20 protein-coding genes are annotated in these 12,630 nt (G+C 27.1%); 18 read left to right on the top strand and 2 right to left on the bottom strand.

Annotated features, from left to right (window positions below):
* Positions 1-8: 8 nt before the first annotated feature.
* From JJC01_19070 to JJC01_19010, 13 genes are all read left to right on the top strand, one after another.
* Positions 9-269, top strand: a complete 261-nt coding sequence (locus tag JJC01_19070; protein ID UDN58232.1) for a DUF2577 domain-containing protein — start codon at positions 9-11, stop codon at positions 267-269.
* A 4-nt stretch (positions 270-273) separates the two neighbouring features.
* Positions 274-693, top strand: a complete 420-nt coding sequence (locus tag JJC01_19065) for a DUF2634 domain-containing protein (protein ID UDN58231.1) — start codon at positions 274-276, stop codon at positions 691-693.
* The gene (locus tag JJC01_19060) at positions 694-1,743 is read left to right on the top strand and encodes a baseplate J/gp47 family protein (GenBank protein ID UDN58230.1); all 1,050 of its coding nucleotides are present in this window, start codon (positions 694-696) and stop codon (positions 1,741-1,743) included.
* Positions 1,736-2,353 (top strand): YmfQ family protein, encoded by a 618-nt coding sequence (locus JJC01_19055; GenBank protein ID UDN58229.1) that lies wholly within the window; start codon positions 1,736-1,738, stop codon positions 2,351-2,353. The genes JJC01_19060 and JJC01_19055 overlap by 8 nt, the downstream gene beginning before the upstream one ends.
* Positions 2,354-2,368: 15 nt before the next feature.
* Complete coding sequence (locus JJC01_19050; protein UDN58228.1) at positions 2,369-3,217, top strand: phage tail protein; 849 nt, start codon at positions 2,369-2,371, stop codon at positions 3,215-3,217.
* A gap of 13 nt (positions 3,218-3,230) precedes the next feature.
* On the top strand, positions 3,231-3,857 hold the full coding sequence (locus JJC01_19045; GenBank protein UDN58227.1) for a hypothetical protein: 627 nt from the start codon (positions 3,231-3,233) through the stop codon (positions 3,855-3,857).
* A gap of 26 nt (positions 3,858-3,883) precedes the next feature.
* Complete coding sequence (locus JJC01_19040) at positions 3,884-4,177, top strand: hypothetical protein (GenBank protein ID UDN58226.1); 294 nt, start codon at positions 3,884-3,886, stop codon at positions 4,175-4,177.
* The gene (locus tag JJC01_19035) at positions 4,177-4,359 is read left to right on the top strand and encodes a hypothetical protein (protein UDN58225.1); all 183 of its coding nucleotides are present in this window, start codon (positions 4,177-4,179) and stop codon (positions 4,357-4,359) included. Before JJC01_19040 ends, JJC01_19035 begins: the two co-directional genes overlap by 1 nt.
* A 37-nt stretch (positions 4,360-4,396) precedes the next feature.
* Positions 4,397-4,627, top strand: a complete 231-nt coding sequence (locus JJC01_19030; GenBank protein ID UDN58224.1) for a hemolysin XhlA family protein — start codon at positions 4,397-4,399, stop codon at positions 4,625-4,627.
* A 16-nt stretch (positions 4,628-4,643) separates the two neighbouring features.
* On the top strand, positions 4,644-4,901 hold the full coding sequence (locus JJC01_19025) for a phage holin family protein (protein UDN58223.1): 258 nt from the start codon (positions 4,644-4,646) through the stop codon (positions 4,899-4,901).
* Positions 4,901-5,710: an N-acetylmuramoyl-L-alanine amidase gene (locus JJC01_19020; GenBank protein UDN58222.1), complete on the top strand. Its 810-nt coding sequence runs from the start codon at positions 4,901-4,903 to the stop codon at positions 5,708-5,710. The genes JJC01_19025 and JJC01_19020 overlap by 1 nt, the downstream gene beginning before the upstream one ends.
* A gap of 362 nt (positions 5,711-6,072) precedes the next feature.
* A complete protein-coding gene (locus tag JJC01_19015) occupies positions 6,073-6,588 on the top strand; it encodes a hypothetical protein (protein ID UDN58221.1) in 516 nt (171 codons plus the stop codon).
* Between the two features lie 297 nt (positions 6,589-6,885).
* Positions 6,886-8,187, top strand: a complete 1,302-nt coding sequence (locus tag JJC01_19010; protein ID UDN58220.1) for an extracellular solute-binding protein — start codon at positions 6,886-6,888, stop codon at positions 8,185-8,187.
* 91 nt (positions 8,188-8,278) lie between these two features.
* Here the strand turns inward: JJC01_19010 and JJC01_19005 are convergent, their stop codons facing one another.
* Entirely contained in the window at positions 8,279-8,479 is a 201-nt protein-coding gene (locus tag JJC01_19005) for a hypothetical protein (protein UDN58219.1), read from the bottom strand.
* Positions 8,480-8,659: 180 nt separating this feature from the next.
* Here JJC01_19005 and JJC01_19000 point away from each other — a divergent pair, with 180 nt between their 5' ends.
* The 3 genes from JJC01_19000 to JJC01_18990 all read left to right on the top strand — a co-directional run bounded on the left by JJC01_19000 (position 8,660) and on the right by JJC01_18990 (position 9,796).
* Positions 8,660-8,866 (top strand): helix-turn-helix transcriptional regulator, encoded by a 207-nt coding sequence (locus tag JJC01_19000; protein ID UDN58218.1) that lies wholly within the window; start codon positions 8,660-8,662, stop codon positions 8,864-8,866.
* Between the two features lie 103 nt (positions 8,867-8,969).
* Positions 8,970-9,146: a hypothetical protein gene (locus tag JJC01_18995; GenBank protein UDN58217.1), complete on the top strand. Its 177-nt coding sequence runs from the start codon at positions 8,970-8,972 to the stop codon at positions 9,144-9,146.
* Positions 9,147-9,412: 266 nt separating this feature from the next.
* The gene (locus JJC01_18990; protein UDN58216.1) at positions 9,413-9,796 is read left to right on the top strand and encodes a BlaI/MecI/CopY family transcriptional regulator; all 384 of its coding nucleotides are present in this window, start codon (positions 9,413-9,415) and stop codon (positions 9,794-9,796) included.
* Between the two features lie 336 nt (positions 9,797-10,132).
* On the opposite strand, the gene JJC01_18985 is transcribed toward JJC01_18990, so the two are convergent.
* A complete protein-coding gene (locus tag JJC01_18985; protein UDN58215.1) occupies positions 10,133-10,612 on the bottom strand; it encodes a MarR family transcriptional regulator in 480 nt (159 codons plus the stop codon).
* Between the two features lie 309 nt (positions 10,613-10,921).
* Here JJC01_18985 and JJC01_18980 point away from each other — a divergent pair, with 309 nt between their 5' ends.
* Together JJC01_18980 and JJC01_18975 are read left to right on the top strand one after the other, a co-directional pair.
* On the top strand, positions 10,922-11,335 hold the full coding sequence (locus JJC01_18980; GenBank protein UDN58214.1) for a hypothetical protein: 414 nt from the start codon (positions 10,922-10,924) through the stop codon (positions 11,333-11,335).
* A gap of 631 nt (positions 11,336-11,966) precedes the next feature.
* On the top strand, positions 11,967-12,548 hold the full coding sequence (locus tag JJC01_18975) for a sugar O-acetyltransferase (GenBank protein UDN58213.1): 582 nt from the start codon (positions 11,967-11,969) through the stop codon (positions 12,546-12,548).
* Positions 12,549-12,630 lie beyond the last annotated feature (82 nt).

Here is a 12,630-nt window from a genome sequence, read left to right as displayed (position 1 = left end):
GTGATAAAGTGTCACAAGATTTATTACAAATAATCAAGAAAGCAGCAATGGATGCAGTAGAAACAAGTAATCCAATTAGGGTTGTATTTGGAACAATAGAAAGCATTAATCCTCTAAAAGTTAAGATAGAACAGAAACTATCTATTGGTGAATTTTTTTTAATACAAACAGATACATTTAAAAGATGTACAGATAAAAAGATAGGAGATAAATTAGTTTTAATTCGTATGCAAGGAGGACAACAGTATTTAATTTTAGATAGGATGTGATAAAGTGTTACCAACAGATAATATTGACTATGATATAGAAGATGTATCAATTATAAATTTTGATGTAAGACAAGAACCTAGTAAGACTTTTAAATTAAATATAGAAAAAAATAAAGTAGATAGTATTTGTGATGATGTTGAGGCATTAAAACAGACCATCTTTTTGATTCTAAACACAGAGAGATACCAACATCTAATATATAGTTGGAATTATGGAGTCGAGTTGAACGACCTTATTGGAGAACCTGTCTCATATGTAATACCCGAGTTAGAGAGAAGAATAACAGAAGCGTTGGTACAGGATGATAGGATTGAAAATGCAGACAATTTTCAGTTTGAAAATATAAAAGGTAAAGTACATTGTAAGTTTATAGTTCATACAAAGTATGGGAATTTAAATGCAGAGAAGGTGGTGAGTGTATAATTGTTTGAATTAATGACATTTGAAAATATAATTAAAAGAATGTTAGATAGTGTACCTGACACGTTTGACAAACGAGAAGGTTCTATAATATACAATGCCTTGGCACCAGTCGCTATAGAACTTACAGAAACATACATTGCCATGGATGAAATGTTAGACCAAACATTTGTTGATACTGCCAGTTATTATTATTTAGAGAAAAGATGCAAAGAGCGAGGAATTACACCGCTTGAAGCCACTAATACCATTGCAAAAGGAGTTTTCAACATAGATATTCCTCTTGATTCAAGATTCAACTTAGGAGAACACAATTATATTGCAATTGAGAGAATATCTGAAAAAACATATAAAATGAAATGTGAAACTGCTGGACCTATTTTTGAACTTGGTCAGTTGATTCCAATTGAATATATAGATGGTCTTGAAACTGCTGAGTTAACAGAAATACTAATTAATGGAGAAGATGAAGAAAGTGAAGATAGTTTGAGACAAAGATACTATGATAGTTTAAACTCACAAAGTTTTGGTGGTAATATACAAAACTATAAGGATGAAGTTAATAAGATACAAGATGTCGGAGGAGTTAAGGTTTATCCTGTCTGGAATGGTGGAGGAACTGTTAAGTTAGTAATAATTAACTCTAATTTTAAAGTACCATCTAGTGATTTAGTTAATCTAGTACAAGAAGAAATTGACCCTATACAAAATCAAGGAGAAGGTATTGGATTAGCACCTATAGGACATAAAGTTACTGTTACAGGAGTCGTGAGTACAACTATAAACATATCAGCAGAGATAACATACAAAAACGGATACACATGGGAGAATATAAAGTCTGTAGCAGAGGAAACAGTTGACGACTATTTGAATGAACTCAATATGAGCTGGGAAGACGAAGAAAATTTAATTGTTCGCATATCTCAGATAGAAACAAGATTACTTAGTATAGATGGAGTATTAGACATTGCAAACACAATGATAAATGATGCCAAATCTAATCTAACAATAGATAGTAATAGTATAGTAGTAAGAGGTGAGGTAGTTGGATAAAGAGATAAATCTAATAAGTTACTTACCACAAATTCTGCAAGATAAAGAAGAATATATAAAAGCATTTAATGCAGACAACAAAGAAATTAAAACACTACATGATAAATTAGATGATGTCTTAAATGACCAGTTTTTAGAGGATTTGACTATAAGTGGAGTTAAAAGATGGGAAAAAATAATGTCTATAGTTCCTAAATCAAATGAGAGTCTAGAAGATAGAAGATTTAGGATTTTTAGTAAATATATAAGTAAATTACCTTACTCAGAACGATTTTTAAGAAACTGGCTAGATAGTATAGTTGGAGAAGGAAACTATGAATTAACTATAAATAATGCTACTTATAACATTCATTTAGAGAGTGATGCGAGGAATCAAGACTGGTTTGAGGAAGTTCATTCATTTGTAAGTAACATTAAACCTTGTAACCTAACTTTAGATTATACTAGAGTTTTAGTTAGCAAAGATAATGGTATGTATTTTGGTGCAACTACAATAACAGGACATGAGATTACAATTTACCCTTGGTCACCTAGTGATATTGAAACACAAGGAGAGATTAATATACTTAGTGGCAATGGATTTGGATACCAAGAGATTACAATTTATTAGATAGGAGGTGGTAGTTTGGCTACAGATAAAAGTTATTACACGATATTAACAAACATAGGTAAGGCTAAAATAGCAAATGCAAGTTTAGTAGGAGAAAAAGTTGATTTTGTCAAGATTCAACTTGGAGATGGCGGAGGAAATGAGTATAATCCTACAGAGGAACAAACAGTATTAAAAAATGTAGTTTGGGAAGGTAAAGTAGGGAATGTCAAGACTGATGAAAGCATGACAAATTGCTTGATTTTAGAGAGTCTAATACCTGCTAGCGCTGGTGGATTTGTAGTTAGAGAGATAGGTTATTTAGATACCGAAGGTAATTTACTTGCTATATCAAAGTATAGGTCAGCATATAAACCTAAAGTGGAAGATGGAGCAGTTATTGACATGAAGGTAAAAACTATTTTTGTTGTATCTAATGTTAATAATATAGAGCTTAAAATTGACCCTACGATAATTTTTGCTACATTAAAAGATTTACAAGATTTAGAGGCTAAAATAGATACCGTTGATACAAAAATAGATACAACTAAAACAGAGTTAACAAGCAACATAGAAACTACTAAGACAGATTTAAATGGAAAAATAGGGGATACAACACTACTTGAAACAACAGATAAAACAAATATAGTTAGTGCATTAAATGAGGTAAAAACTAGTGTAGATAGTATAGAAACAACAGCAGATAAAACAAGTATAAAAGATACAGATAACTTATTTGAAAGTGACAATGTAGAGGAAGCATTAAATCAACTAGCAAAAAATTATAATACATTATCAGAAAAACAGAATAATTTAGAAACAGAAGTAAATGGACAGAGAGCTAAGGGTATTTCAATAGCAAATAGTTTGATAGATATGATATAAGCGAGGTGAAAATATGACAACTAAGTTGAATGATAATGCTAGTTTAAGAGAACTTATGACAGCATTACAAGGTATTCAAACTGATTTTCAAACGAGTAAAAATAATATAATAAATGCAATAGGGAACACAGCAGATGTAAATGATAAATTAAGTATAATTCCATCTAGGATAACAACTGTATTAACAGAAAAGGATAACATAATAAGTCAATTAAATACAAGATATAAATACGCTGATGGTTTTACTGTTGCTAGACAAAACAACGGTTCTCAATTTACTACTATCTATAAAAACAATACTAAAAATTACCCGGAATGGTGGCTATTAGTTGAAGGGCTTAATTTTGTCCCTAATATCTTCGTTGCAGAGTGTGAATATTATGATTTAAGTCATACAAGAACCTGTAAAAATATTACTTTTGCATGTAATAATATATCTATTTTCAGTGAAAGCAAAGATTTTGTAATTAATGCTATTTATGAAAATATTGACAATTATGCTTCGTGGAGTGCTAATGGTAAAATTTATAATGTTAATGTTGAAAGCTCATTTATTAACAGTAATGGTGTTCAACTACCTGTTTTGCCTGCGATTAATGCTGACATTCAATATAGATGGTGTGCTGTCAAATTTATTTAAATATATGTGATTGAGGTGACAAAAAAATGGATAGAGCAAATAGAATAATATATAACCAAACAGGTAAAATATTGTTGCAGACAGGAGAAGCTACAGGGGATGTATTAGAACATGATGAAATAACTGAATTGTTTTATACTGATGTCCCATATGGAAGTATAGATTATACTAGAAATAGGCTAATAGGTATAAATGTAGAAACAAAAGAACCAATTTTGGAAGAAATAAAAGTAGAGTTAACAGAAGAAGAAAAGAGAATACAAGAGTTAGAAAATCAATTACTAATTGCAGAAAATGAAAAAGTAGGAGGATTATTATAATGAATATAAATAACATTGTAGTAAGAATATTAGCAGAAAGAATTTTAAATAGAGGATTAAATCCTTTAAAAAATCGAGAATTTCAATTAGATGACGTAACTAATACAGAGTACAGAAAAGCAGTAGAGGATTATATAATTGAACATAGTGGAGTAGTAGAAGGAACAGAACCAACGATATAGAAGGTTCTTTTTTATTTCAATTAATTAGGAGGTTTTCATGAATGAAGAACTTTTCAAAGACAATTTGAAACGACATGAAGCAACAATAAATAAACATAATGATGAAATAGATGAATTAAAAGTAGCAAATATAGAATCTAAAGCAGAATTAAAAGCACTATGCGAGAACTTAAACTCACTTACAAGTATGCTCAAGTGGTTGATTGGAACAATGATTACAACACTAGTAGGATTCTTTATATTTGCTATTCAGAGAGGAATATTTTAAATTAGGAGGAAAATAAATGGATAATTTAATAAGTTTTATACCAGAGCAGTTACTAATTTTAGTTGCTGCTCTTTATGTTATAGGAGCAGGTTGTAAGAAATATAAACAATTAGATAATAAATATATTCCAGTAGTGTTACTAGCACTTGGGATAGGTTTTTCAGTATGGATGTTAGGGTTAAATCCTAGTGCAGTCTTACAAGGTGTAATTTGTTGGGGTATATCAATAGGTATAAATCAAACTTATAAACAGCTAAAGGATGGTGAAAAGTAATGAAAATATGTATTACAGTAGGACACAGTATTTTAAAAAGTGGTGCATGTACTTCTGCTGATGGAGTGGTTAACGAGTATAAATATAATAAATCTCTTGCACCAGTATTAGCAGATACATTCAGAAAAGAAGGTCATAAGGTAGATGTAATAATATGCCCCGAAAAGCAGTTTAAAACTAAAACAGAAGAAAAGTCATATAAAATACCTAGAGTTAACGGCGGAGGATATGACTTACTCATAGAGTTACATTTAAATGCAAGTGATGGTCAAGGAAAAGGCTCAGAGGTGCTATATTATAGTAATAAAGGTCTAGAGTATGCAACTAGAATATGTAAGAAACTAGGCACAGTATTTAAAAATAGAGGTGCTAAATTAGATAAAAGTTTGTATATCTTAAATAGTTCAAAGCCTACAGCCATATTAATTGAAAGTTTCTTTTGTGATAATAAAGAAGATTATGAGAAGGCTAAGAAACTTGGATATGAAGGTATGGCCAAATTAATTGTAGAAGGCGTATTGAATAAAACTATAAATAATGTAGAGGTGGGTAAAATGTATAAACACACAATAGTTTATGATGGAGAAGTTGACAAGATACCTGCAACAGTAGTCGGCTGGGGCTATAATGATGGAAAAATATTAATATGTGATATAAAAGATTATGTACCAGGTCAGACGGAGAATTTATATGTTATTGGTGGTGGAGCATGTGAAAAGATAAGTTCTATTACTAAAGAAAAATATACTATGATAAAGGGTAACGATAGATTTGATACACTTTACAAAGTATTAGATTTTATCAAATAAGAAATCAGAAATAAAAAACTGAGAAAAAATCATTGTTGAAAAATATGAAAAATGAATTTGAAGATAAGGATTATTAACATGAATAAATATTTTAAATAAAATAATTTATAAATTATTTTATTTATTAAAAATTGTAAAAAAAAATTATATTTTACGCAAGTAGAATACAGTTTCATTGATAAAATATGTTTTTAGACTGTACAATTGTAGTATTTATAATATAGATATTTTGTTAATTTATTTTATTGTTATAGAATGAAAAAAAGATAAAAATATGTCTAAATATAGAATTTGAAAAAAAGAAATTAAATGATATAATGAAGAAGATTATAATTAAAAGAGGAGAAAGGGGACATATTATTATGTTTAAAAAAGCAAAAAAGATAATTACATTAGCAGCAATGATATCAATGGTTGGGGGAAGTATTTTAATTGGGCATGCAGATGAAGCAAATACATACTCTCCAGAAACGGGAGAATTACCTTATCAAGGTTTAGAATTAAATGTAAGCCCAACATCACGTAGCGCAGAATCTAGAACATATACTTATAAGTATTCAGGGGAATTTAAGAATTATACTCAATCAGGTGTATTTGTATCAACAGGACGCCAAAAAATAATAGATGGCTATCAACGTACAAAGACAGCTACAGCTGCAACAGGAGTACAATATCAAATAGTAACAAAACAAGGTTCGAAACTAAAATATGTAAGTAGAACAGGAGTTTATAATGGAAATCTTTCTGTAGATTTAACTCACAATAATACAATTGGTTCTGATCGTAGACTTAGATTAGCTAACTATTATAATTTATCATTTGATGATCCAAATGCACCAGTACAATCTGCATCAGGTCAATTTAACTATCTTTACTAAAATACAATAAAATATTTAATAATAAAGAGGCTTATCCAAATATAAGGAAGCCTCTTTATTCGAAGTATAGCATTATTATTTATTTAAAATTTATTATCTAAACAAATTAATAATAAGTATATTGAAGCTGAGATAAATTATTAATGTAAACACTTTTAATAGTGTCACTAAGTATTGGGATAAGTGTTATATGCATAATTATTGATATTATTTGTACTGAATATATACTAATTTATAAAATTCAGAAAAATATATATGCTTAAATTAAGGATTATTTTTTAAAATAGGGGCATGAATATGAAAAAATTGACTATATTATTGGGAGCATTACTCATATGTTCAGTATTAATATTTTCTCAAAATAGAGAAAGTATAAATGGATTAGTTTTGTATAAAAGTGAAGTTTCTAGTTATGATACTTTAAAAAATTATTTAAAAAAAGAATTAAATATAAATCTACAAGTAGACTATGTTGTAGATGATAATGAAATTTCAGAAGAACATGATTTTTGGGAATATCCTAAAGTTCAATTAATAAACAAATTAAATAATAATAACATTGATCTACTATTAGATATTCCAAATGAATATTTAAGAGATTCTATGAAAGATGAAAAATTATTAAAGTTAGATAATTATATAGATACACGCAACATTTATCCTGCAATAATAGAAAAATCCAAGGAAATAGGTAATGGTAGTATGTATTTTATTTCACCATATTTTTCATCAAATTTTATTATGATAAATGAAAATCTCTTTGAAAAATTAAATATACCTATTCCAAACGAAATAAAATCTTGGCAAGATGTTTTAAAAATATTAAAGGATATTAAAAGTTCAATAAAAGATAATAATATTAGTGATATTTATCCTTTGTCATTAGGTATGAATGGTACAGAAAGCTTTTTTCAGGATTTTGAAGTTCTAACAACACCATTTAATTTATCTGTAAAATCAGAAGGAACTATTTATGGTGATGATAAATGGATGAATGTATTTTCATTTTTTATGAATTTGTATAAAGATTATGGTGTACATAAAACAATAAATACATCTGATATGTTTATTGATGACAAGATAGCTATGAAATTTATTCAAGGAATTGAAATAATGAACTATAAAGATTCTATGGGTAACTATAAAGTTTTTGAAACTCCTTCTTATAAAGGGTTTGAAGATAAAATTTATCTAAATACTACAGATATATCAATACCTGCTAATGCTCCTAATAAAGAGAATGCACTAAAAATATTAAATCATTTTTTTAGTAAGGAATTTGCTAATAAAGGTGCTGATGGTAGACTATTTGGGATGTATCCATTTGTTAGTTATGTTGATAAGGAGATTCTTGATAAGTGTAGAGATTTTTATAACTTAAAAAATCCAAATGTCTTATATCCAGATAAATCAGGATATGCAAACAAAAACGAATTTATATTATTTAATGATTATGTTAATTATCAACAATCACAAAGGGAAGTTGTCCCAAATATTATTAATGGAAAAATAAGCATTGAAGATGGATTTAATGAAATAAAAAACAGATATTCTGAGTATTCAAATAAAACATCAAGAACATTACTCGACACACCTTAAAATTGATTTAAATAGGTCTTTTTAACAACCTAAATCATATAATATAATAAAAAAATAGAAGTGTACTACCAATACACTTCTATATCTGTAACTAAGCATTCTCTTGAGGGGGAGTGCTTTTTTCATTTCTCCAAACAATGTTGTTTACTTCATCAATAATTATCAAATCAATCTTATTATCTTTCAATATTTCTGTTGCAGTACAAATTAGATTATCTAAGTCAAAACTACGAGTTAATTCTAGTTGCTTGTTATTTACAAGTCTTATAAGTATGTAAGTATTGAAACACATTTATATTACTCCTTTAATTTTATTGTTAGAATTATTTCTAATTTTATAGAAATAATTTCTAACTTATTATAAATATAATATGTCTTAAAGTGTATGTCAATATAAAATTCTAATAAAATAGAAGTTTATTTTGATATTATAGAAAATTGATGTTATCATTTACTCAAGAGAGGTGATAAAATGATTTCATATAAACCTTTATGGAGAATGATGTTTGATAAAAATATTAAAAAAATGGAATTTAAAGAAAGAGCAAATATAAGTAATGGAACTCTTTCAAAATTAAGTAAGAATGAATATGTTGCATTAGCAGTGATTGAAAAAATATGTTTAGCTTTTGAATGTACTCCAAACGATATTATAGAAATAAAAAAAGACATAGAATAGATATTTGATAGTTGTAAAATTATGTTATAATTAAAATGCAAGAGGCTACAATCTAAGGGCGAAAGTTTTCAGAAATCACCTTCGTATGAAAGGGGGTGAGTATATGAAAACACTTATGTTTATACTTGTTATAGCGTATTATATTACTATTATAATAAAATCTATTACAACAATAGTAAAGTCTATAACAAGATTATTAGATTCTATAAGTAAATTAAAAGAATCTTTACATAAACTAAGAAATCGTCCTGACGGCAATCAAGACGATTTCAATGAATAAATCATTACTTAAATTATTTTGAATTTGAAACTTCGCTCTAGGCTAATAGATTGTAGTTTCTTTTTTTGTTTTTGATACGATTTTACATCTTTATTATATATTAAATTGACAATATTGACAACACTGACAATAGAATATAGTTATAAATTATATGGAATAAATTGGAAAAATATAATTTAGATTTTCTAATTTATTATAAAAAATATTTGTTATAATATTACATATGATTTAATATGCAAAAATTGATAAAAAAGGGGGTGCATATTATGTTAATTAAAAAACTTCCTGAATCAGAGTTGAAAGTCATGAAATTTATTTGGGGATTAGAAGAAGAAAAGATAGCTTCTGGAGAAGTTGTAGAAGCTATGAAACAAATATATGATTGGAATAAAAATACAACACTAACAGTTTTATCAAAACTAGTTAAAAAAAATTTTTTATATGCACAAAAAACAAATAAATGTACTTATTATATGATAGCTGTTAAAGAAAAAGATTATTTAAAATTTGAAACAAAAAAATTCTTTAGCTTTTTACATAATAATTCTTTAAAAAGTTTATTAACAGCATTACATGAAGAAGAAGATTTGCCAGAAGATAAAATAAAAGATTTAGACGATTGGATTAAATCTTGGGAAGATGATAAATAAAATTAATTTATGATACTAAAATGATACTATTTTTGTTGAAAAAATTAAAAATGAAATTGAGAATAGAGAGAATACAAATAATACAGATAATATGAAACACTTGGAAACACTAGAGACAAAACTTACCCAATAGAATGGGAATAATTAATAATGAGCTAGAAAGCCTTTAAATAGGGTATTTCTAGCTCTTTTTCGGTCTATTTTTTACTTGTTTTAATACATATCGTGCTGTGTAACTATTCTTTTGGACTATATTTATGTTTTCAATGGAATGCATAAAATTCAAAGTCATAATACATATTAGTTGAGTTAAATTTTGTGCTATAAATAATTATTTTACTCATAGTATTTTTCTTCTCTTTCAACTCCTGTATATAGTTTTGTAATCATTTGATAAAACAGGCTGATTTCTTCATTTGAATAATCCTGAAATATATTGTTTAATTTCTCAGTATGGAGTTCCTGTACTTTTTGTGAATATTCATCTGCTTTTTTTGTTAGTACAATAGAAGTATTTCTTTTATTATTGGGTTCATGTTCAATAGTTATAAAACCTTTGTTTTCAAGAGAAACAGCTAGTTTTTTTATATTTTGACGTGAAGACCCTAAGAGTTTCCCAAGATAAGTAAAAGTAGTTTTTTCATCAGCATGCTTTACCATTGTAAGAAGCATAAATTGTTTTAAAGTAAGATGTTCATCTGCTTTATCAAAAATAGTTTGTAATCGGTTTTGTAAAATAAATATGCTTGCAAAAATACCACGAACTTCATTATTTCTTTCACCACTAAAATTTCTAATCATGTTTTTAATTTGCATAAGATACTCCTTTCATGTGAAATCTACTATTTACATTATAGTAATAAGTTGCTATAGTGTAAATAGTAACTTATTACTATGGATTTATACAAAAGATTTTTCAGTTATACTAACTGATAACATTTAGAGTCTTTAAACACTTTACCTTAGGGAGGAAATTAAATGATAAAGAAAAAACAAATGACCTGGCTAAATATTTCAGTAACCATTATATTCATATTATTGCTAATCATTACAGTTTGTGGAATATTTTCATTTTCTATAGATAATAAATATGAAGCAATAAACCTATAGGGGCAGGTTATTGAGATGTATGGTACAGGTATTTATCAATATGACTCATATTTCAAGGCACCTATATTGATAGGTTCAGACTTAACAATGCTTTTAATTATCGTTCCAGTCATTGGTTCATACATATTTCGTGATATAGATACAGTAGAACAAAAAACAAATTTTCTAACAATTCTAGGTATCATTTTGTATTATGCTTTTAGTATTTCATTTGGAGTTGCACATAATCAATTACAACTAGTATATATTTTGTTAACTTCAATTTCATTTTTCACCCTATTTACTTTACTGCTAGAGCTTTATGGAATATCATTTTGCTATAACTGTTCTTTCTATTTAAGAAAGATAGAATTAGTATTTTTGATATTAGCAGGTGCTTCAAATATTATTGCATGGTTACCAGATGTATTACATTCATTATTTAGGTAGTACACTTGCTATAATCTCTATTTATTTTGATAAGTTAAATAAAAAAAGAGTTACAGCGATTCTATCAAATAATGATTTTTAAATTCATATGATACAAATTCATATCAATTATTTAAAAATGACTAAATAAATAATATAATTATGAATTGTCATACAAATATGGTTTGTGTTATGCTTGGTGTATTGAAGATATAGTAACTACATACTTGTTAAAAAAAATCATTATAAAAAGAGACTGCATATGCCAACTGAAAGATATAAAATCAGAAGATTTCAAGAAAGCTATATTGATTCTTTTATGTCTTACTGAAATAATGAACAAAAGTTTATACAAGTATTAGCAAGTGTTTTATCAGATAATCTGGCTTCAAATAATTTATTGAAAAAAGTAGATTTTAAATTTAGCATTTTTGATTCAATGAATAATGAAAATATCTATAGTCTAGATTTAATTTAAGTAGAACCTATAATTATATACTAACTTTGTATTTGCAAGATGTAAGTAAATTAAATATTCAATAAGATAGTTTCATTGAGTATTTAATTTTTTATATTACAATATAAATATGGAACAATATTAATAACAAATATTATTTTTAGTTAATATACTAATATATTTTAGGAGGTTGGGATGACAGAACGTGAAAAGATGTTGGCAGGAGAATTGTATGACTGTGGAGATAAGGAATTATTATGTCAATGGCACAAAGCCAAGGATTTAACAAAAGAGTATAATAGTTTGAAATCAGATGATAGTATTAACAAGGAACGTATCTTAACAGAACTCTTAGGTGGAAAGGGAAAAAATATATGGATTACTGCACCTTTTTATGTTGATTATGGAAATAATATTTATTTTGGTAATAATTGCGAAGTAAATATGAATTGTACATTTTTAGATGATAATGAAATCATAATAGGTGACAATGCATTGATTGCCCCTAATGTACAAATATATACAGCATTTCATCCAACTAATGCTAAAGATAGATTTGAGGAAAGAACTGATGATGGATTTAGTTTTTGCAAAACTATAACTGCACCAGTGAAAATTGGTAATGATGTTTGGATTGGTGGAGGGAGTATTATTTTACCAGGAGTAACAATAGGAGACAATGTAACTATTGGTGCAGGTAGTGTTGTAACAAAGTCAATTCCATCTAATACTATAGCTTATGGGAATCCTTGTTGTGTTATTAAAGAAAATAAGTGAATGTTTAATAATATATTTAGTTATGAGATATTAGAGATATTAAGTGTCTCATTAAAATAAAGAGCTATCTTAAAATATGGGA

This window comes from Clostridioides sp. ES-S-0010-02, assembly GCA_020641055.1.
Classification (GTDB): Bacteria; Bacillota; Clostridia; order Peptostreptococcales; family Peptostreptococcaceae; genus Clostridioides.
This window is presented reverse-complemented; position numbering and strand designations above follow the sequence as displayed.